The sequence below is a fragment of the Legionella quinlivanii genome (assembly GCF_900461555.1).
GTDB classification, from domain to species: Bacteria; Pseudomonadota; Gammaproteobacteria; order Legionellales; family Legionellaceae; genus Legionella_C; species Legionella_C quinlivanii.
Genome location: NZ_UGOX01000001.1, coordinates 2775713 through 2795569 on the forward strand (window position 1 = coordinate 2775713; position 19857 = coordinate 2795569).

A 19857-nucleotide genomic window follows, 5' to 3' on the forward strand; every position below is an offset into this window, starting at 1 on the left:
ATCAATCCTTTTGGGGCAGTTGAAGAAAATCTGCAACCAGCTGGTAATCATCAAATACGGCCAGTGCACCTGATTGCTCTAATAACTCCGGATGCTGGTGGTAAAAATCAACCCCAATCACATCAACTTGTAAACTTTTCGCCATTTCCATATCAGTGGGTGAGTCTCCTATCATCAGCGTCTCGCTCGCAGTAACTCCAAAATCCTGCAAAATTTCTTTAAGCATTTCCGGATGCGGTTTGGATGGAAGGCTGCCTGCCGATTTTGTCACAATGAAATATTTTTCAAGCCCGGTGCTTTGCAGCGCCTTATGCAAACTTTGCTGCCCCTTGTTGGTGGCAATTGCAAGAAAAACGCCTTCTTCACTCAAGCGTCTGATTAGGTCAAAAACACCCGGAATCAAATAAACTTCCGCATGTCGAGTATATAGTTTACTTTGAACCGCCTCCAGCAATTCTTCCATCTGCTGCGTACTTAAATGAGGGAATACTTTTTTAGTCGCCTTAACCAGACCAAGGTTTACATTTTCCCTTGCTATTTCAGGATTTAACTCCCCAAAATTCAGGCGCTTTGCTTCACTGGCCACATAATCGATAATTTGCCCCAGAGTGTCGCTGATTGTCCCTTCCCAGTCGAAGACGACCAGACGATATCGCTTACTCATGAATACCACACTCCCGTGTACGTAAAAATTTTAATGTTTGACTAAATTGCTCATCCAATTCAGCTTCAAAGCAAAGTTTTTTATCCTTCAGATTAAATTGAATTGCGCGCGCATGCAAATATAGTCGAGAACGATCCTGAATGAAATCATAGGACAAACGTCTGCCGCCATATTTTTCATCGCCAGCGATTGGGTGTTTAATATGTGCGCTATGTACCCTGATCTGGTGCGTGCGGCCTGTTTTGGGTGAAGCCTCTATCCAACAGGCATCTGAGTAATTCTCCAATAATCTGAAAGTTGTTTGCGAGGGCTTGCCTTCTGGATGCACGACAACCACACGCTCGCCTGATTGCAGATTATTTTTCTTTAAAGGGGCATCAACCAGAATTTTTTTTTCATCCGCCCAGCTATTTTGAAGAAGTGCCCAATAAATTTTCTTTACCTCTCTGCTTTCCAATTGCGCCTGGATTAATCGGAGTGCACTTCTTTTTTTGGCCAGCAAAAGACAGCCTGAAGTCTCTCTATCCAGACGATGAACCAGTTCGAGATAATGAAGATCGGTCCGAATTTTTCGTAAAGCCTCGATAACTCCCAGATTTAAACCACTGCCGCCGTGAACGGCGATACCTGCGGGCTTATTAATGACGAGCAGCTCGCCGTCTTCATAAATAATACTTTGTCTCAGGCGCTGCTCCATCCTGTCGCCGACAAAAATCTCTTTTTCCTGGCTGACACGCACAGGCGGAATACGAAGAATATCGCCTTCTTTCAAGCGGCTGGATGCTTCTGCTCTTTTTTTGTTGATGCGTACTTCCCCGGAACGAATGATACGATAGATATGACTCTTGGGAACTCCTTTTAATATCCTCATCAGATAATTGTCGAGACGCTGCCCCTCTTCATTGGCAGTGACTTCCAGATAGCGTACATCATTCATTCTCAATAACCTATTTGCTGTGGCAGTTTTTTTTGCTAAAATGCTAGGCGTCGGAAAAAAAATATTTCGACGACCGAATTATACCGTATAATGACTAAAAAGTTTAATTGCCGATAAAAATCGGCACACTTACGATAAATAAAATGCGCTTCCCTTAGGTTAATGATATGAAGGAAGTAAACCCGGTATTAAGAGTCATAAACTGAGAACTCACCGGATACCTGCGCATGTGAGACATGTGTGTAGATGTAAAACGACTTGAATATTAGAGTCAAGGCTATGTTACGCTATTCTTAAGTAAACACCTGCTCTGCGTAAACAGTCCTTTAAATACAAGCACTTACATGCACCATTGATTGAATGGTAACTTGCGTATGGTCTGAATTTAGTAATATTGGGAAATGCTTAATAAATTTTGTTTGGTTAAAGAGACATAAATCCGGGATCTGTTGATTTGACAAAGTAACTTATTGTTACTATTCAATGCCATCATCCCTGTCCAGTACTGCCATACGAACTAATGATTAGTGTTTGTTTGCTGTACTTTGCCTGTACCCGGGCGTGAAACGTTTAACGAACAAAAAGATCCTGCACTGTCGTTCTGCTTAAGTGTTGCGCCCTCAACGGGGTGTGTGATGGAGAAAATGTTAATAAATGCGACTCAAACTGAGGAAGTTCGAGTTGCCCTGATAAAAGATAATTACCTGTTTGATTTGGACATTGATTGCCCAACAGAAGTCAAAAAGAAAGGCAATATCTACAAAGCTGTTGTCACTCGTCGTGAACCAAGTCTTGATGCCGTTTTCGTGGAATATGGTGCAAAACGACAAGGGTTCTTGCCACTAAAAGAAATCGCTCCCGAGTATCTGAGTAAAAATCCTGAAGAATTTGGCGATGATCGTCCTCCAATTACCTCATTAATTCGTGAAAACCAGGAGTTACTGGTTCAGGTGGATAAAGAGGAACGCGGCGGCAAAGGAGCAGCACTCACTACATTCATTACTTTGGCAGGCTGTTATCTGGTTCTGATGCCGAATAATCCAAATTCTGGCGGTATTTCGCGCCGCATCGAAGGCGATGACCGCGATGAACTGAAAGAAACACTCAACGCTCTGGAATTACCAGAAGGAATGGGCTTAATCATTCGTACAGCAGGTGTTGGCAAAGGCCAGGATGAATTGCAGGCTGATCTTGATATGCTGTGCAATCAGTGGCAAGCCATTAATCAGGCCTATACTAATCAACTGGCTCCCTGCCTCATTCATCAGGAAGGTGATGTGATTATTCGCTCAATTCGCGATAATCTCAGAAAATCGATTTCTGAAATCATCATTGATGATCAGATTTCCTATGTTAAGGCCAAACAATACATTGAGCAGGTTAAACCTGATTTCTTACCCAATGTTAAATTGTATAACAACAATATCCCTCTGTTTAATTATTACCAGATTGAAAGTCAGATTGAAACGGCTTATCAGCGTGAAGTACCCCTACCCTCCGGCGGTTCTCTGGTCATCGATCGCACTGAAGCGCTGGTGTCCATTGATGTTAACTCAGCCAAGGCGACCAGTGGTGCCGATATTGAAACAACTGCATTAAATACCAATCTCGAAGCAGCCAATGAGATTGCACGTCAGTTACGTTTACGCGATCTCGGTGGTCTGGTGGTCATCGATTTCATCGATATGAACTCCAGCAAGAACCAGCGTGACGTGGAAAATGAGTTAAAAGAAGCATTAAAAACCGATCGGGCAAGGATTCAGGTGGGCCGGATTTCTCGCTTTGGTTTACTGGAAATGTCCCGCCAGCGTTTGAGACTTTCTCTGGGAGAAACCGCTCAGGAAGTTTGCCCGCGCTGCGAAGGACGTGGTACTGTCAGAAATATTCAGTCGCATGGTCTGTCTATTGTACGTCTTATCGAAGAAGAAGCCCTGAAGGATAAAACAGCAGAAGTTCATGTTCAGGTGCCCGTTGAAATGGCGACCTTTATCATCAATGAGAAACGTGAGTTTATTCTGCATATTGAAAAACGCCATGGGGTTAAAATTATTATTATTGCTAACCCTTACATGCAAACACCTCAATATAGCATCACGCGCTTAAAAGAAGATAATGTGGGCAAGAACAAGAAACCCAGTTATTCAATGATTCAACAGCCCGAATTAGCGCTTGTGCGCGATGAGCAGGATGCTGTAAGAGACGAACCTGCTGTTAAAGCCTTTGCCGTAGCCGCTGGTTCAAAAGCGCCTCAGACCAGCTTTATCAAGCGTTTGTGGACGAGTCTTTTTGGCGGTTCGGATGAGACATCAAAACAACCTGCTGCCAAAACTGAGCCTAAACAGACCCGTCATCAGCATCCTCGTCAGCAAAATACCAGAGCTGTAAATAGCGGCGAGAAACGACAAGGCGGCTCGCCTTCTCGCAGAAGACGTTCGCCTGGCAATCAGCAACGTCAGGCTTCCGGTGCGAATATGCAGCGCAAAAAAGGCGGCAACCAGCAGCAGTCCGGTGCGCGAGTCGTTCCTTTAAAAACTGATGCAAACTCGGGGAAAAGGAAGGATAAAGAACAAGTCAATAATAGAGAGCACAGCGATAACTAATTGACGCTGGCCATATCTCTGCTCAAAAGGCCTTTCTTCCTTTCCGGGAGAAAGGCTTTTTATTTGGGACATCCTACAATCATATGGCCACAAATATCAGGCACGCGAGAAATCAAAACTCAAAACCGAGGCTATATCAGTCTGCTGCAAAGCCAGCATGATCAGGCGATCTACTCCCAAAGCCACCCCACTGCAGGCTGGCAACCCATGCGCTAATGCGGCGAGGAATAAAGGATCAATGGGTGGAAGCTCCAGATTGAGCCTTTCTCGTTGAGCTAGATCCTGGTTAAAGCGTTGTCTTTGCTTTTCAATATCCAGCAATTCATGAAAACCGTTCGCTAACTCCATTCCCCGGTAGTAAAATTCAAACCGCTGGGCTCGCCCGTTATTGACCTGGGCTAATGCAGCCTGAGAAACCGGGAAATCATAGATAACGACTGGCGCATCACTACTGGCTAAAGCCGGTTCAATGACATGGCTCATCAATAAGAACAGATATTGATCAGGATCACGCTCGTTCTTCGCCAGCACATAATCCAACTCAAATTGCTTTAGGCAATGACGGTAATCAGTGATACTTGCCGCAAATGGGTCAACTGCGCATAGTTCCTCAAAAACCTGTTGATAGGTTTTACGGATTGCAGGAGGGCAATTTATGATTGTTTGCAGGAGCTCATCCACTTCTTTTATCAAGGCATGATGATCTATATCCAGCTGATACCACTCCAGCATTGTGAACTCAGGGTTGTGGTGCCGGCCAACTTCATCATCACGATACGCTTTAGCCATTTGGAAAATCGGGCCGCTGCCGGCTGCCAGAAGCCGTTTCATATGATATTCAGGGGAAGTTTGCAGATAATATGTCTGATTGCGAAATATCGCTTTGATATTGCTTAAATACACATCAGTGATGCCACAGCGAGCCATTGCGGGCGTTTCTACTTCCAAGTAGCCGCGTTGGTTGAAGAAACTGCGGATATTATTCATAATTGCAGCCCGTTGCCTTAACAGCTGTATTGAGGTGGATGGCTGCCATTGATCAGGAAGATGCATGGAATGACCTTGTAAATAATGTTTGATGTAATGCCTTTGATTGATGTGAAGGTGAATGGGTGTCAGCTTAAAGAAAATCCCCTCTCTCTAACTCTCTCCCTGAGGGAGAGAGGACTTTCTTTTAGGGGTATTAATAAAATATACCCAGTTCCAATCTGGCCGCCTCAGTCATGCGTTCCTGGGTCCAGGGTGGATCCCATACTAATTCAACGGTGCAGTCGCTAATCCCTTCTACACGATTCACGGCCTGTTCCACTGTACCCGGGAATGTCTGGGCGACTGGACAGCCGGGAGTGGTCAGTGTCATTTTAACATGAGCATGGTGCTCATCATCGATTTCAATATCATAGATCAAACCGAGATCATAAATATTCACAGGAATTTCCGGATCAAATACGGTCTTCAGCTCACTAATCACAAGCTCTTTAAGTTGCTCCTGCTCAGGTTTTTTTTTAAATCCGAACATTGTTTTACTCCGTACTCACCGTCGATCTGCTTTGCTTTAAGGCTGCTTCGAGAGTATGCCAGGCCAGAGTGGCGCATTTAACACGGGCAGGAAAAGCACGCACACCCGCTAAAACAGCCAATTTATCTAAAGCTGCCAATTCATTGGATTCATCACTGGTAACCATGTGATGAAAACGCTGAAATAAATGATGAGCTTCCTCGATGGATTTGCCTCGCAAAGCTTCTGTCATCAATGAGGCGGAGGCTTGCGAAATCGCACAGCCGCAACCGACAAAGCTAAGCGCTTCCACCACTTCATTTTCGATTTTGACATAAAGCGTTAACTTGTCCCCGCATAGAGGATTAAATCCATTGGCCTGCGCAGTGGCCTTTTCCATCGCATAATGATTGCGAGGATTACGGTTATGATCGATTATGATTTCCTGATATAACTCTCTTAGTTCTGTATTCATGCAAATACCTCTTTGACTTTTTTCAAAGCATGAATGCAGCGATCAATTTCCTCAATGGTATTATAAAAGGAAAGGGAAATGCGGGTAGTGGCTGCAATATCAAAAAAGTCCATTAAAGGCATTGCACAATGGTGACCGCTGCGAATGGCAATTCCTTCACTATCCAGAATAGTGCCAATATCATGTGAATGTATTTTTCCATGAACAAAGGAAATAATGGGCACTTTGTGTTTTGCAGTACCTACAATATTAAAGCCTTTAAGTGCTTTAATCTCCTGGGTCGCATACGCCAGCAAGTAACTTTCATAGGCAAGTACCGCATCCATATCGAGTGACCACAGATAATCGATGGTCGCACCTAAACCAATTGCTCCTGAAATATTGGGGGTTCCCGCTTCAAATTTATGCGGCAACTGAGCATAATCGCTGGCTTCAAATGTGACATAATTAATCATTTCTCCGCCACCCTGATAAGGTCCCATGTCATCCAGTAAATGCTCTTTTCCCCATAGCACACCAATGCCAGTCGGTCCATACATCTTGTGGCCGGAGAACGCATAGAAATCGCAATTCAAATCCTGGACATTAATAGGCAGATGAGCAGAGGCCTGGGCGCCATCCAATAAAACCAAAGCCCCTTTGGCATGGGCCATTTCAATCATCTTCTTAACCGGGTTGATAGTACCCAAGGCATTGGAAGCATAGCTTATTGAGACGAATTTGGTGTTATCCGTTAACAGCCGTTCATATTCATCCAATAGCACTTCACCATCATAGGAAATGGGAGCAACTGTTAATTTTGCGCCGGTTTTTTTACAAACCATTTGCCAGGGAACAATATTGGAGTGATGCTCCATATGGGTTATAAGAATTTCCTCCCCTGGCATTATCCTCGGCCCGACAAAACTTTGAGCTACCAGATTAATAGCCTCGGTTGTACCACGTACGAATATACATTCTCTTAAGCTTTTAGCATGGATAAAGCGTTGAACCTTACCGCGGGCAATTTCGTATTGCTGTGTGGCGCGGGCACTGAGAGCATGAACCCCTCGATGAACATTCGCATTATCGTTTGTATAATAATCAGTAAGCGCCTGAATTACCGACTTTGGTTTTTGGGTTGTCGCAGCATTGTCAAAATAAACCAGCGGATGTTCATTTACATTTTGATGTAAAATAGGAAAATCATTACGGATTTGGGCCACGTTAAACGTGTCAATCAGAGTATTTGCATCAGGCATGATTCTCCTCCAATTGCTGATTAATCAAATTGCCAATCCACTCAGCGGCAGGACAATAGGCTATCAGCTTCAAATTTTCGGCAGCAAAAGCCTGAATCAGATAACGGCTGGCTTCCTGCCGTCCTATACCACGCGTTGCCAGATAAAATAAGGCATCCTCATCCAGTTGCCCCACTGTGGCACCATGTGAACAAATTACATCGTCCGCAAAAATTTCCAGCTGCGGCTTGGTATTCACTTCAGACTGTCCGCTGAGTAATAAATTTTTATTCTGCTGTTGGGCTTCAGTTTGCTGAGCTCCCGGGGCAACAATCACCTTGCCATTGAATACCGCTCGGGATTTGCCTGACAAAATGCCTTTATAATCCTGAGTGCTGCGGCATTCGGGCATGATATGATTCACCAGGGTGTGATGATCGATATGCTGATTATCGCCGGGAATATAAATACCGTTCATTAAACAGGCAGCCTGTGATTCTTTCATCGCAATATTAATATCGCTGCGCACTAATCGTCCACCCAGACTTAAGGAATGGCTTTTAAACTCACTGGCATAGGCCTGCTGCACAGACAAATGGCCAATGTGAAAAGCCTTCCTGCTTTCCTGCTGAATTTTGTAATGGGTTAAATCAGCTTGTTTTGATAAATAAACCTCAGTCATCTGATTGTTTAAATAAACACAATCCTTTTTACCTTGATACGATTCCACGACTACCGCAGAGGCATTTTGTTCAAGAATGATAAGAGTACGCGAATGCACAGCAAGCTCGCTTATATCCTGCCAGTAATTAATAACCAGCGGCTCTTCGAGTTTTACGTTTGCGGGAATATAGATAAATAGACCACTGTTTAAACTGGCCATATTTAAAGCCTGAAAGCCATGCTCAAAATGCGTCTGTTTTAAATAGGCATTCACTCGTTCAGGCTGTTCCTGAATGATTGTCAGAAGGGATTCGACAATAACGCCCTTTTCACGCAACTGCAAAATGGCTTCAGAACTATAAAACGAACCATTATTCAGACCACAGTGAATACCAAAATCAGGTGCTGGAACCGCGGGCTGTTTGACATCCTCAGGCAGTTCAGAATGAAACTCATACTGCAGCAGCGGATCAACCAGCGTGTATTTCCATTCCTCATGATGTCGGGTGGGAAACCCCAGGCGTCTGAACTCCTGCAAGGCATGCCGCTGAACATCTGCCAAAGCGGGCAATGACGCCGGTTTATTCTTGATTTGTGATTGATAAAACTCGACTATTGCGCTCATGACTATACCGTCTCCTCGAGCCAGCTATAGCCTTTTTTCTCCAGCTCCAGCGCCAGATTTTTATCACCCGATTTGATAATTCGCCCATTGGCCAGAACATGGATAAAATCAGGCTCAATATAATCCAGCAATCTTTGATAGTGTGTAACGAGGATTATCGCTCTATCAGGTGAACGCATGGCGTTAACTCCTTGGGAGATAATCCGCAGAGCATCAATATCCAAACCGGAATCGGTTTCATCAAGAATGGCCAGCTTAGGCTCTAAAGCTGCCATTTGTAAAATCTCATTGCGTTTCTTCTCGCCACCTGAAAAGCCTTCGTTAATACTGCGATAAAGAAAACTCTCATCCATATCCAGCAGTTGGCATTTTTCACGAATAAAGCTTAGAAAATCAATAGCATCAAAGGTTGGCTTACCCAGACCTTTTCTGACAGCATTGACCGATGCTTTCAGGAAATTAATATTGGTAACTCCCGGGATTTCCACAGGATATTGAAATGACATAAAAATACCGGATTGTGCTCTTTGTTCCGGTGAAAAAGGCAACAGATCCTGCCCCGCATACTGGATTTCTCCATCGGTCACAGTGTAGGCAGGATGACCGGCCAATACTTTGGATAAGGTGCTTTTACCTGAGCCATTAGGGCCCATAATGGCATGCACTTCCCCAGCGTTAACCTGCAAATCAATCCCTTTTAAAATAGGTTGAGAATTGATGGCCACATTAAGATTTTTAATTTCTAACATATTAACCTACTGCCCCTTCCAGACTGATACCTAATAATTTGGTTGCTTCAACCGCAAACTCCATAGGTAGTTCTTTTAAAACCTGTTTACAGAAACCATTAACTATCATTGATACAGCATCTTCCGTATCAATCCCGCGTTGCTGACAATAAAATAATTGCTCTTCACTGATTTTTGAGGTGGTCGCCTCATGCTCAATCTGGGCACTGGGATTTTTAACCTCAATATAAGGAAAGGTATGAGCTGAACAATGGCTGCCCATTAACATGGAATCGCATTGCGTGAAATTTCTGGCATTGGTCGCCGTGGGGGCAATACGCACTAATCCACGATAGGCATTATGGGCATGGCCTGCGCTAATACCTTTGGCAATAATAGTTGAACGGGTATTTTTGCCCAAATGAATCATTTTGGTTCCAGTGTCCGCTTGCTGAAAATTGTTCGTTAAGGCAACGGAATAAAACTCCCCTACTGAATCATCTCCCTGCAGAATAACACTGGGATATTTCCAGGTAATTGCCGAACCGGTTTCAATTTGCGTCCAGGAAATTTTTGAGCGCTTACCGCGGCAAGCTCCACGCTTGGTTACGAAATTATAAATACCCCCTTTTCCTTCTTTATCACCGGGATACCAGTTTTGCACGGTTGAGTACTTAATCTGAGCACCCTCAAGAGCAACCAGCTCCACCACTGCAGCATGCAGTTGATTTTCATCACGCATGGGTGCGGTGCAGCCTTCCAGATAGGAAACGTAGCTATGATCATCTGCAATAATCAAGGTACGCTCAAACTGACCCGTGGATGCGGCATTGATTCGGAAATAAGTGGATAACTCCATGGGGCAGCGAACACCTTTAGGAATATATACAAAGGAGCCGTCACTAAATACGGCGGAATTAAGCGCTGCATAGAAATTATCGCGGTAGGAAACAACCGAGCCAAGATATTGCTTCACCAGATCAGGATAGAGATGAACCGCTTCTGAAAGCGGGCAGAAAATAACCCCTACTTCGGCTAGTTTGGCTTTAAACGTCGTGGCCACAGAGACACTATCGAACACCGCGTCTACAGCGACTCCTGCCAGCATTTCCTGCTCACGCAAAGGGATCCCCAGTTTTTCATAAGTTCGCAGTAATTCCGGATCGACCTCATCCAGACTTTTAGGAGCATCTTTTTTAGACTTGGGTGCGGAATAATAGGATATCGCCTGATAATCCACCGGCGGATAATGAACACTTGACCACTCGGGATGGGTCATGGTTTTCCAGTGAGCAAAAGCCTTTAAACGCCAATCCAGCATAAACTGAGGCTCATTTTTGATGGCTGACAACCGGCGAATAATCTCTTCATTTAATCCGGGCTCAAAGGTTTCCACCTCGATATCGGTCACGAAACCATGTTCATATTCCCTTTCCAGAAGGGCTGTAATTTGTTCATTGCTTTTAGCCACGACTTACTCCACTCGCTAACTGCTTGATGCGGTCAATTTCAATACTTTGCAATGTTGGTTTGGCCAAAACCTCCAGGCTGACACTGTCCAGAGCTGCTTCGATTGCCTGGCTAATCAGGCGCCAGTTGCCCTGAATATGACAAAAGCCTTGCAATGAGCATTCATTCGGTTGCAAACTGCATTCAATCAAGCCGCGCTGCTCTTCTAATGCGTAAATAATCTGGGCCACTGAAATTTCACTGGCGGGTCTCTGCAGTCGATAACCACCGCTGACGCCCCTGACAGAAATTAATAATCCCGCGACCGTCAGACGTTTTAGCAATTTACTGACCGTCGGTATACTCAAATGAGTATTTTGAGCTATATCTCTGGCATTACAAAGCTGACCCGGCGATTTTGCCAGATGAACCATGACTACTGTTCCATAATCGGCCAATTTGCTGATGCGCAGCATAGCACCCCCACATCAAATAATCTAGTACTAAATCAGTCTGATTTATTCCTCATCATTAAGTATAACATGAACTTGATCATATAGTACTAATTCAGTTCTATTTAGAAAACAGTGGCGTATTCTAGCTAAAACTTTGGATAGTCTCAATAAGGTTTATGGGTTTGACAAACAATTGTCTCCTGACGATCTTGCATTGCAATGTTAATTATCACGCTGTTCATTTGACAGTCAGTTTTTTCTCGATATAATAGCGGCCAAGCCGCGATACTAAGCAACGAGAAGCGCCTCCATCTGTTAATTTTGGAATTAAATCATGACCTTATCAGTTCAACGCATTCTGCTATCTTTCCTTCTAATCTTTAATCTTTCCAATCTGTTCGCAGAACCTCAGAATCTGGGTCTTCTTAAAGATGAACTCGTTCAGTATCACAACGACGGCCGGTATGAAAAAGAATTCAATGAGGTGATTCGCCAGGCAGAGTGCTATATCGAAAAACGAGCAGCTCAAAACAGAAAAATGCAGAACAGGGAAAAACTGGCTCTGGTTCTTGATATTGATGAAACCAGCCTGAGTAATTATCCCAACCTGGAGAAACACGGTTTTGCTGTCAGCACCGAAGCATTTAGAAAATCTGTATTTAAAGGCAAGGCGACCGCCTTTCCTGGCATGTTGCATCTTTATAATCTTGCTCAAAAAAACAATATCACTGTTTTTTTTGTGACTGGACGTCGAACCAATGAGCGCCAGCCCACCGAGCTCAATTTACACCGGGCGGGCTACAATCACTGGGGAGCCCTTTTCTTAAAGCCCATAGATTATAAAGAATCTTCGGTTATTCCATTCAAATCAGGCACGCGAAAGGCGATTGAGGCGAAAGGTTATACCATAGTCGCTACAATCGGTGATCAATATAGTGATTTGAAAGGTGGATTCGCTGAGAAAGGATTTAAATTACCTAATCCTTATTATTTCCTACCCTAATTCATAAGATTTTTCATGACTCTTTCCGGAGCTGATATTCGAGTGATAAGATAAAGCTCTCTCGCTTCATCATACTGAATATTGGCTCGCCAGCTTTGACGAAAATCGGCTGTATCCTGACCATAAAGCACTTTAATTAAAGGGTCTTGGTCAGGGAAATCCTCTATCGAGAGCTCATCCAGTTGTTTAATAGTCATTTGTGACAGGCTTTGCCCGTAAATTGAGATAAAATGCTCATCCAGACTGTCAAAGTAGTCGATAAAATCATCATAAAAAGCTTCCAGTACTTCACGATGATAGTAATACATGAAATTGTTTTGCTGTATGATGTCCATTTGCAGCCAGCTCACATCCAGAAAACGCAGGCATTCATTCAACATATAATCGACTTTGTTCATCAGATTGCAATCGCCGCAAGCGATACAATACATCATAAACCCTGCTTCCTCTTTAAACTGCGACCACAGCTCTGTATCACTGATTAAATCAGGATAATTTTTTATCTGTTGTTCGACTGTAAGATGAGCTGCCTCCAGTGTGTATAAATGCGTCCATCTTAAAACCTGGGATTTCGACAGTTTTTCTCCCTTCGCGTTGGGTAAATATAGCGACGGCTGGTTAACTCTGGTAAATAATCGCTGCTCAATATTGTTCAATTGCGATAGGGATATAGTGTTATTCGCATGTATGGGGGTCGATTGTAAAGAAAGTAAAGGCTGAATTTCGCAGCGAACCAATATTCGATAACATAACTCGGCCAGCTGCATCATGCATAGGTGTTTATCGCTAAATATGACAGGCTGTTTTCTTTTAAACGTCGGCCATTGGGTCAGCAAAAGCGGGGCAATTATATGCCCGAATTCGTTCCGATAAAGACTCGCTCCATTTCGATTTATATTGTCTTCCCTAAGCATCCGAGACTTTATTTCCCCCAAAAACAGGGTACTCATTACCATCAATCTCCCACAGCTTATCTATTAAGAATAGCTTATAGAGAGTAATCTGGGGAATAAGTTCCAGAGCTTGGAAATGTCAGTCGCAACCTGGAGAACTCTGTGCCTGCTTTAAGGATTTCTTTTCACTTTTCCAATCTCTGAAATGGGGATAAACACCTCGTCATCCTGGTGCTTTTCACCTTTCCAGGCATGACCGTACACTACTTCGTAGGTCAGAGGATATTTATTATCTTCTGTAGAAAATTGCTGATAATTTTTTTCAAATTTTTTCCATGCCTCGCAACCTGTTAATCCATGATTTCGTTTTGGATTGATGTTGCGCACTCCCTGATTCTTCAGACTGCGAATCAATTGCGCTACGCTTTTATAATGAACAGCGAGCAGCTCCATATCAATTACCGGATCCAGGAAGTTTTCGCGTAGCAATTCATCCCCGATATCATGCATATCAGCAAATTCATTAGTATGCTCATAGACATCAGCCGACCGCCAGCTTTCACGAATCTCCTTGAAAGTATCTGGTCCGAGGGTCGAAAACATTAGGCACCCATGCACATTCATCACCCGATGCAGCTCTTTTAATACCGCTTGCAAAGGATGCGACCAATGAATAACCTGATTGGCAAATACTAAATCAAATACGCGATCAGCAAAGGGTAAACGCATCATATCCGCATTGACCAAAGGCCATTTACGCCATAATTTCTGCTTCTGTCTCGCCTGCAACAACATGCCATAGGCCAGATCCAGCGCGATAACCTGCGCTTGCGGATAGCGCTTTTTCAATTGGACGGTGAATAATCCCGTGCCGCAACCTAAGTCGAGCACATAGCGAGGAGTGATTTTTAAGTAGGACAGGCGATCAAAAAGGCGTTGACCAATTTCATTTTGTACCTTGGCGGCCTGTTCGTATTCTGAAGCATGGCGATTGAAGGCCTTGCAAACTTCTGTTTTCGGGTTCATCATCAGCACAAATGGAATGAATCCAATCTGGTAAAAAAATCGAAGTATAACACCGCTAGTTAGCTGGCAACAGGATTATCAAAGATGGATAGCCTAGATAACCGCTCTTTCTGCTGGAAAAATATTTTCAACAGATTAAAACTACCTGCTGTTTGCAAGCTCTGTTCCCAGTACCATACCGGGAGTCAGGCTATTTGCCCATTTTGTATGAGCTTGTTCAAAAAAATTGAAACTGCCTGCTGCATCTGTAGAATGCCAATAGGAGAACAATTCGATCTCTGTGGTGCCTGTATTAAAAAAAAGCCGCAGTTTAATCGCGTATTTACCGCCTATCGTTATGAGGAACCTCTGCGTGGCTTAATTCATGAATTTAAATATCGGGAGGGCCTTTATCTGCTGCCTGTCTTGCTTAAGCTGCTTCTTGATGCCTTGCCCCTGTCACTTGAAAAACCCGATTGCATTCTCCCTGTTCCCCTGTATTTTAAAAAGCTGCGGCAAAGAGGTTTTAATCAGGCAGCCCTTCTTGCCAGAGGTGTCGCCAGACATTTAGAGGTACCTTATGATTTCATTTCATGTCAGAAAATAAAGAATACTTCCCCCCAGGCGCAGCTCAATCGTAAACAACGGCGCAGCAATCTCTTCAACAGCTTTTCTGTACGAGAGATTCCCTATTCCCATATTATTCTTGTGGATGATTTGTTGACCACCGGAAGTACAGTGAATGAGTTATCAGCATTATTAAAACGACAAGGCGTCAAAAAAATTGATGTATTATGTTGTGCCAGAACAATTGGCTAACGCAGATAGCGCTGGAGGTCATTAAGCAGCAACTGTACCAGAAAGAGGAAAAAGGCAATCAATGCCAAACGGTATAGTAGAATTTCCAGAGCGACAGAGATGGGTCTTCCACTTATTTTTTCTATCAATGCAAAAATAATAGAGCCGCCATCCAGTCCCGGGATTGGGAATAGGTTAACCAGCCCAACAGCCAGACTTAAGGTCGCGATAAAATATAAAAACACCGCGAGTCCCTGCTTAAAAGACAGAATCGAGGCGCTCAACAGCCCGACAGGCCCCAACAGAACGGAGAAAGGGATCTTGCCGGTTAACAATTGTTTTAAAATTATCAGGAAAAACCATAGTAATTGCTTCAGTTTAAAACTTGCAAAGTTCGCCGCCTCTATGAAATCCTGACCAGAAACGCGCTCAAGATATTCCTGACTCTCCGCAGGCACAATGCCGATTGCCGTCAGTAAATTGCCCTGCATAGGAAGATCTTTAAGATTAAGCACATAATTCTGATGGGTATTATTGCTGCCAATCACTTTAATCGGTACAGCAGAATTATCCAGATGGCTGACTAGATACATACCCACATCCTGCCAGGAATCTGTTTTATGCTGATCAACGCCTATAATGCGATCACCGCTTTTTATTCCAGCACCGGCAGCCACACTATTAGTAACTACTTGTTTAACGACTGGAATTTGCTGCTGATGATCCATCGAAAAATAGAAAAATAATGCGGCCCAGGCTAATATCAGATTAACAAATGCGCCAGAAAAAAGGACAACTATTCTTACCCATACCGGCTTTTTGTCGAAGCAGTAAGGATAATCCTGCGGTTTTACAGGATGTATGCGAGAGTTCAGCAGCTTGACATAGCCCCCGAGCGGCCACATCGCCCAAACCCATTCCACTCCATTTTTGCGCCATTTGACAATAGGCTTTCCAAAACCAATAGAGATGGTTTCTATTTTGATGCCAAAAATCCTTGCCGCTATCGCATGACCCGCTTCATGTAAACCGACAACCAACAACAAAGTCAGAATAATTGCCAGCAGAGCAATAAGCATTCCCTACTCCTGCTTTTTTGTATTATCAACAACCAACTGCAACATTGGATGAGTGCGCCGGCCAGTCGATAATTCATGGCCTCTGCGGTATACTTCAAATATACGATAAGTTTGCATGGTATCTGTGTCAACCAATTCTACATCCTCGCCCGCCTCATCAACCAGTGTCACGGTCAGGTGCATTTCGCGAAACTGCTCTATATGATAGCGCTCTTTAAATAATTTCAATACACTCAATAAACTCTCAGCGGCTTCCTCACTGTTATGCTTCCCTTGGAAAATAATATCCATTTGATGCTCCTTAAAGGACAGTAAGAAGATACGATTTTTTATAGCCCTCTTGTTTAGCATAGGCCCAATTTGGAAATCTATGCCAGGACTACTGTTTATTTAACTCAGGATGGCAGTGAATCCAGCCTACTTCTTTTAACGGCCAACGTGAAAATCACTTGAGTAAATCCTTTAACTCATTTGTCTCTGTGCGAGTCAAGTCTGTAAATTCCCCCTTTTTTAGTTTACAATTCTGCATTATTTTGCTTTTTCTGATAAATCTATGGTGTTTGTTGCCTGTGGGCTCAATCATAAAACTGCTCCGCTCGACATTCGTGAGAAGATTGCTGTGTCGCCTGCTTTTCAGGATTCGATATTGCATCGCCTCATGTATTTGCCTGCAGTGAATGAAGCCGCCATACTTTCAACCTGCAATCGCACAGAAATCTACTGTGAAACAGACGATCCCGATTTACTGGTTCCCTGGATTGCCCGCGAACATCATCTTCACGCAGAAGAGCTCCAACCCTATTTTTATCTTCATCATGGCGAGGAAGGGGTCCGGCATACTCTAAGGGTAGCCAGTGGACTGGATTCGATGATGCTTGGAGAGCCGCAAATTCTTGGCCAGATGAAACAGGCTTATCATCATGCCTGCCAGGCTGGCACCATCAAATCCAATCTTCGATCCCTCTTTGAGTATGTTTTTAGCGCAAGTAAAAGGATTCGCAGCCGCAGCGGCATTGGCAGCAATCCGGTATCCATTGCCTACGCTGCAGTATTACTAATTGGCCAGCTATTTAGAAATTTCAGCGATTTACGCGTTTTCCTAATTGGTTCAGGGGAAACCTCTTCTCTGGTAGCAAAATATTTATACAAAGAAGGGGTAAGAAAATTTCTGGTGGCAAGCCGAACTCAGGAAAATGCCCGTCAACTGGCAGCCGCTTTTGCGGGTGAAGCATTGACCATCGGAGACATTCCCCAGTATCTTGCTTCGGCCGATATCGTTATTTCAGCCACTGCCTGTCCCTTGCCTTTTATAAATAAAAGCCTGGTAGAACACGCCCTGGCTCAAAGAAACCAGGCGCCTATGTTTTTTCTTGATCTGGCGGTTCCCCGTGATATTGAGGCTGATGTAGGCGAGCTGGCCAATACAGAACTTTATAATATTGATGATCTGCAGTTAATGATTGAGCATGGAATGAATGAACGTCGTACAGCAGCCTTGCAGGCTGAACAACTGATTGACTGCGAACTCGATAATTATATTCGCTGGCATCGTTCATTACGGGCCAAGGATATTATCTGCGGTTATCGTAATCACATGGAATCCTTGGCGCAGCAAGAGCTGGAGCGTGCCATTCATCAACTGTCTACAGGGCAGAATCAAAAAGAGGTTCTGGAAACTTTTTGCAACCGCATACTGAACAAACTCATTCATCAACCCACTGTCGGCTTAAGACAGGCCGCCTGGGATAATCGCCAGGATCTTCTTGATCTGGCCCAATACCTTTTTCACAATCCGGTTAATCAATCCAGTTATGAAGAAATCTCTTGAATCCAAATTACAGCAGCTCCTCGAACGTTTCCAGGAAGTAGGCCGTCTGTTGTCTGATGCATCGGTTATCAGCGATCAGAATCAATTTAAAAATTTATCCAAAGAATATGCTCAGCTGGAACCTGTAGCGACCTGTTATGAAACCTATCAGAATGCCCGGAAAAATCTACAGGCTCTTGAGGAAATGGCAGCCGGCGAAGATGCGGATCTGGCAGAAATGGCAGCTGATGAAATCAGCGCTGAAAAAAAACAAATTGAGGAACTCGATGCACAATTGCAGATCTATCTGATTCCCAGGGATCCTGATGATGAGCGTAATGTATATCTCGAGGTGCGCGCGGGAACAGGAGGAGACGAAGCGGCGATTTTTGCAGGCGATCTGTTTCGTATGTATAGCCGCTATGCGGAAAATCAGGGCTGGCAGTTGGAAATCATCAGCGCGAACCAGGGTGAGCATGGTGGTTACAAGGAAATTATTGCAAGAATTTCAGGTGTCTCTGTGTACTCGCAATTAAAATTTGAGTCCGGAGCCCATCGCGTACAACGCGTCCCTGAAACTGAATCGCAAGGGAGGGTTCATACCTCCGCCTGTACCGTCGCTATTCTTCCTGAAGTCGATGAAATTGACGATATTGATATCAGTGCAGACGAATTACGCGTAGACACCTACCGTTCATCCGGTGCCGGTGGTCAGCACGTTAATAAGACCGATTCGGCTATTCGCATCACCCATTTGCCCACCGGTCTTGTTGTCGAATGCCAGGACGAACGCTCGCAACACAAGAATCGTGCGAAAGCGATGGCTCTTTTAAAAACCCGTCTCCTGGATGCAGAACAAAGCAAGCAACGACAACAGCAGGCGCAAACAAGAAAACTGCAGGTTGGCTCAGGCGATCGTTCCGAACGGATCCGAACCTATAATTTTCCGCAAGGCCGGCTTACCGATCACCGCATCAATCTGACGCTCTATCAATTGAGCGATATTATTGAGGGCGATTTAGCACCAGTGGTAGATGCCTTGCAGAAGGAACATCATGCTGAACTTCTGGCTGAATTAAGTCGTCATGATTGATATCAAAACTGCTTTATCCAATGCGACTGAGATGCTTGCTGATATTCATGATACGGCAAGAATAGATGCGGAGATTTTACTTGCTTATACGCTTTCCAAAACAAGAACCTATCTTTATACGCATCCAGAGCAAAATCTTAACACAGAGCAATATCAGCGATTCCGGGATCTTGTAAAAGAGCGCCGGCTTGGACGTCCGGTGGCCTATCTTATTAAAATGCGGGAGTTTTGGTCGCTTCCACTAAAAGTAAGTGAAAGTACGCTAATTCCAAGACCTGAGACAGAACTGATTGTTGAACTTTGTCTTCGTTTAATACCCGACCACACAGACATACGAATAATCGATTTGGGAACAGGCAGCGGCGCTATTGCGCTCGCCCTGGCAAAAGAACGTCCTCAATGGGAAGTCTATGCCTGTGATATAAGCCAGCAGGCAATCGATATTGCCAGGGAAAATGCCGCTTCCCTGAATATTACTAATATTCGTTTTTTTCAGTCTGACTGGTTTTCTGCTATTCCTGATGCCATCCAGTTTCATGCGATTGTCTCCAATCCGCCCTATATTCCCCAGGCGGATCCTCATCTGCAGCAGGGCGATTTGCGCTTTGAACCCCAATCCGCACTCGCCAGCGGTGAAGATGGCTTGACGGCAATTCGGGATATCATGCAACAGAGTATTGCGAGGCTCAAGCGAGACGGGCTATTATTGATTGAGCATGGTTATGATCAAAAAACTGTTGTAGGGTCTATGCTTAAAGATTATGGGTATCAAAATCTACAGTGTTGGAAAGACGTACAAGGTCTGGACAGAGTCAGTGGAGGAAGGCTGCTAAAGGTTGATGAATGACTCGATTTTTGATATACC

Annotated in this window: 20 protein-coding genes; 6 read left to right on the plus strand and 14 right to left on the minus strand. The window is 44.1% G+C overall.

Annotated features, from left to right (window positions below; genetic code table 11):
- Position 1 precedes the first annotated feature (1 nt).
- Positions 2 to 664 carry an HAD family hydrolase gene (locus DYH61_RS11825; protein ID WP_058507726.1) on the minus strand — a complete coding sequence of 221 codons (663 nt, stop codon included), beginning with the start codon at positions 662 to 664 and terminating at the stop codon, positions 2 to 4.
- The gene (locus DYH61_RS11830; RefSeq protein WP_058507727.1) at positions 657 to 1601 is read right to left on the minus strand and encodes an RluA family pseudouridine synthase; all 945 of its coding nucleotides are present in this window, start codon (positions 1599 to 1601) and stop codon (positions 657 to 659) included. The genes DYH61_RS11825 and DYH61_RS11830 overlap by 8 nt, the downstream gene beginning before the upstream one ends.
- Before the next feature lie 635 nt (positions 1602 to 2236).
- Here DYH61_RS11830 and DYH61_RS11835 point away from each other — a divergent pair.
- Positions 2237 to 4201 carry an Rne/Rng family ribonuclease gene (locus DYH61_RS11835; protein WP_083499225.1) on the plus strand — a complete coding sequence of 655 codons (1965 nt, stop codon included), beginning with the start codon at positions 2237 to 2239 and terminating at the stop codon, positions 4199 to 4201.
- A gap of 96 nt (positions 4202 to 4297) precedes the next feature.
- Here the strand turns inward: DYH61_RS11835 and epmA are convergent, their stop codons facing one another.
- From epmA to DYH61_RS11875, 8 genes are all read right to left on the minus strand, one after another.
- Complete coding sequence (gene epmA / locus DYH61_RS11840) at positions 4298 to 5254, minus strand: elongation factor P--(R)-beta-lysine ligase (RefSeq protein WP_058507729.1); 957 nt, start codon at positions 5252 to 5254, stop codon at positions 4298 to 4300.
- A gap of 130 nt (positions 5255 to 5384) precedes the next feature.
- A complete protein-coding gene (locus tag DYH61_RS11845; RefSeq protein ID WP_058507730.1) occupies positions 5385 to 5720 on the minus strand; it encodes an SUF system Fe-S cluster assembly protein in 336 nt (111 codons plus the stop codon).
- A 4-nt stretch (positions 5721 to 5724) separates the two neighbouring features.
- The gene (gene sufU, locus DYH61_RS11850) at positions 5725 to 6174 is read right to left on the minus strand and encodes a Fe-S cluster assembly sulfur transfer protein SufU (protein WP_058507731.1); all 450 of its coding nucleotides are present in this window, start codon (positions 6172 to 6174) and stop codon (positions 5725 to 5727) included.
- A complete protein-coding gene (locus DYH61_RS11855; protein ID WP_103989259.1) occupies positions 6171 to 7415 on the minus strand; it encodes a cysteine desulfurase in 1245 nt (414 codons plus the stop codon). Before DYH61_RS11855 ends, sufU begins: the two co-directional genes overlap by 4 nt.
- Entirely contained in the window at positions 7408 to 8682 is a 1275-nt protein-coding gene (gene sufD / locus DYH61_RS11860) for a Fe-S cluster assembly protein SufD (RefSeq protein ID WP_058507732.1), read from the minus strand. Before sufD ends, DYH61_RS11855 begins: the two co-directional genes overlap by 8 nt.
- A gap of 2 nt (positions 8683 to 8684) precedes the next feature.
- A complete protein-coding gene (sufC, locus tag DYH61_RS11865; protein WP_058507733.1) occupies positions 8685 to 9431 on the minus strand; it encodes a Fe-S cluster assembly ATPase SufC in 747 nt (248 codons plus the stop codon).
- Between the two features lies 1 nt (position 9432).
- Entirely contained in the window at positions 9433 to 10881 is a 1449-nt protein-coding gene (gene sufB / locus DYH61_RS11870) for a Fe-S cluster assembly protein SufB (RefSeq protein WP_058507734.1), read from the minus strand.
- The gene (locus tag DYH61_RS11875) at positions 10874 to 11335 is read right to left on the minus strand and encodes an SUF system Fe-S cluster assembly regulator (RefSeq protein ID WP_058507735.1); all 462 of its coding nucleotides are present in this window, start codon (positions 11333 to 11335) and stop codon (positions 10874 to 10876) included. The genes sufB and DYH61_RS11875 overlap by 8 nt, the downstream gene beginning before the upstream one ends.
- 313 nt (positions 11336 to 11648) lie before the next feature.
- Between DYH61_RS11875 and DYH61_RS11880 the strand changes: the two genes are divergently transcribed.
- Positions 11649 to 12317 carry an HAD family acid phosphatase gene (locus DYH61_RS11880; RefSeq protein WP_058507736.1) on the plus strand — a complete coding sequence of 223 codons (669 nt, stop codon included), beginning with the start codon at positions 11649 to 11651 and terminating at the stop codon, positions 12315 to 12317.
- On the opposite strand, the gene DYH61_RS11885 is transcribed toward DYH61_RS11880, so the two are convergent.
- Together DYH61_RS11885 and bioC are read right to left on the minus strand one after the other, a co-directional pair.
- Entirely contained in the window at positions 12314 to 13267 is a 954-nt protein-coding gene (locus tag DYH61_RS11885) for a hypothetical protein (protein WP_133129068.1), read from the minus strand. The two genes, DYH61_RS11880 and DYH61_RS11885, sit on opposite strands and share 4 nt — an antisense overlap.
- Positions 13268 to 13381: 114 nt before the next feature.
- Positions 13382 to 14236 carry a malonyl-ACP O-methyltransferase BioC gene (gene bioC / locus DYH61_RS11890; protein ID WP_058507738.1) on the minus strand — a complete coding sequence of 285 codons (855 nt, stop codon included), beginning with the start codon at positions 14234 to 14236 and terminating at the stop codon, positions 13382 to 13384.
- A 252-nt stretch (positions 14237 to 14488) separates the two neighbouring features.
- Between bioC and DYH61_RS11895 the strand changes: the two genes are divergently transcribed.
- Positions 14489 to 15034, plus strand: a complete 546-nt coding sequence (locus tag DYH61_RS11895) for a ComF family protein (RefSeq protein WP_234999770.1) — start codon at positions 14489 to 14491, stop codon at positions 15032 to 15034.
- On the opposite strand, the gene DYH61_RS11900 is transcribed toward DYH61_RS11895, so the two are convergent.
- Positions 15031 to 16092, minus strand: coding sequence for a M50 family metallopeptidase (locus DYH61_RS11900; RefSeq protein WP_058507740.1), 1062 nt, complete (start codon positions 16090 to 16092; stop codon positions 15031 to 15033). The two genes, DYH61_RS11895 and DYH61_RS11900, sit on opposite strands and share 4 nt — an antisense overlap.
- Positions 16093 to 16095: 3 nt before the next feature.
- Positions 16096 to 16383 (minus strand): hypothetical protein, encoded by a 288-nt coding sequence (locus DYH61_RS11905; RefSeq protein WP_058507741.1) that lies wholly within the window; start codon positions 16381 to 16383, stop codon positions 16096 to 16098.
- A gap of 262 nt (positions 16384 to 16645) precedes the next feature.
- On the opposite strand from DYH61_RS11905, the gene hemA reads away from it, so the two are divergent.
- The 3 genes from hemA to prmC are packed head-to-tail and all read left to right on the plus strand — an operon-like array spanning position 16646 to position 19839.
- Positions 16646 to 17920 (plus strand): glutamyl-tRNA reductase, encoded by a 1275-nt coding sequence (hemA, locus tag DYH61_RS11910; RefSeq protein ID WP_058507742.1) that lies wholly within the window; start codon positions 16646 to 16648, stop codon positions 17918 to 17920.
- Positions 17904 to 18992 carry a peptide chain release factor 1 gene (prfA, locus tag DYH61_RS11915; protein ID WP_058507743.1) on the plus strand — a complete coding sequence of 363 codons (1089 nt, stop codon included), beginning with the start codon at positions 17904 to 17906 and terminating at the stop codon, positions 18990 to 18992. The genes hemA and prfA overlap by 17 nt, the downstream gene beginning before the upstream one ends.
- Positions 18985 to 19839, plus strand: coding sequence for a peptide chain release factor N(5)-glutamine methyltransferase (gene prmC, locus DYH61_RS11920; RefSeq protein WP_058507744.1), 855 nt, complete (start codon positions 18985 to 18987; stop codon positions 19837 to 19839). Before prfA ends, prmC begins: the two co-directional genes overlap by 8 nt.
- Positions 19840 to 19857 lie beyond the last annotated feature (18 nt).

Coding starts and splice junctions, on each gene's coding strand:
- hemA (WP_058507742.1), top strand. CDS start 16,646: ATGGTGTTTGTTGCCTGTGGGCTCAATCATAAAACTGCTCCGCTCGAC.
- DYH61_RS11875 (WP_058507735.1), bottom strand. CDS start 11,335: ATGCTGCGCATCAGCAAATTGGCCGATTATGGAACAGTAGTCATGGTT.
- DYH61_RS11835 (WP_083499225.1), top strand. CDS start 2,237: ATGGAGAAAATGTTAATAAATGCGACTCAAACTGAGGAAGTTCGAGTT.
- DYH61_RS11900 (WP_058507740.1), bottom strand. CDS start 16,092: ATGCTTATTGCTCTGCTGGCAATTATTCTGACTTTGTTGTTGGTTGTC.
- epmA (WP_058507729.1), bottom strand. CDS start 5,254: ATGCATCTTCCTGATCAATGGCAGCCATCCACCTCAATACAGCTGTTA.
- bioC (WP_058507738.1), bottom strand. CDS start 14,236: ATGAACCCGAAAACAGAAGTTTGCAAGGCCTTCAATCGCCATGCTTCA.
- prfA (WP_058507743.1), top strand. CDS start 17,904: ATGAAGAAATCTCTTGAATCCAAATTACAGCAGCTCCTCGAACGTTTC.
- DYH61_RS11830 (WP_058507727.1), bottom strand. CDS start 1,601: ATGAATGATGTACGCTATCTGGAAGTCACTGCCAATGAAGAGGGGCAG.
- sufD (WP_058507732.1), bottom strand. CDS start 8,682: ATGAGCGCAATAGTCGAGTTTTATCAATCACAAATCAAGAATAAACCG.
- DYH61_RS11845 (WP_058507730.1), bottom strand. CDS start 5,720: ATGTTCGGATTTAAAAAAAAACCTGAGCAGGAGCAACTTAAAGAGCTT.
- DYH61_RS11885 (WP_133129068.1), bottom strand. CDS start 13,267: ATGAGTACCCTGTTTTTGGGGGAAATAAAGTCTCGGATGCTTAGGGAA.
- DYH61_RS11855 (WP_103989259.1), bottom strand. CDS start 7,415: ATGCCTGATGCAAATACTCTGATTGACACGTTTAACGTGGCCCAAATC.
- DYH61_RS11825 (WP_058507726.1), bottom strand. CDS start 664: ATGAGTAAGCGATATCGTCTGGTCGTCTTCGACTGGGAAGGGACAATC.
- sufC (WP_058507733.1), bottom strand. CDS start 9,431: ATGTTAGAAATTAAAAATCTTAATGTGGCCATCAATTCTCAACCTATT.
- DYH61_RS11880 (WP_058507736.1), top strand. CDS start 11,649: ATGACCTTATCAGTTCAACGCATTCTGCTATCTTTCCTTCTAATCTTT.
- DYH61_RS11905 (WP_058507741.1), bottom strand. CDS start 16,383: ATGGATATTATTTTCCAAGGGAAGCATAACAGTGAGGAAGCCGCTGAG.
- DYH61_RS11895 (WP_234999770.1), top strand. CDS start 14,489: ATGCCAATAGGAGAACAATTCGATCTCTGTGGTGCCTGTATTAAAAAA.
- sufU (WP_058507731.1), bottom strand. CDS start 6,174: ATGAATACAGAACTAAGAGAGTTATATCAGGAAATCATAATCGATCAT.
- prmC (WP_058507744.1), top strand. CDS start 18,985: ATGATTGATATCAAAACTGCTTTATCCAATGCGACTGAGATGCTTGCT.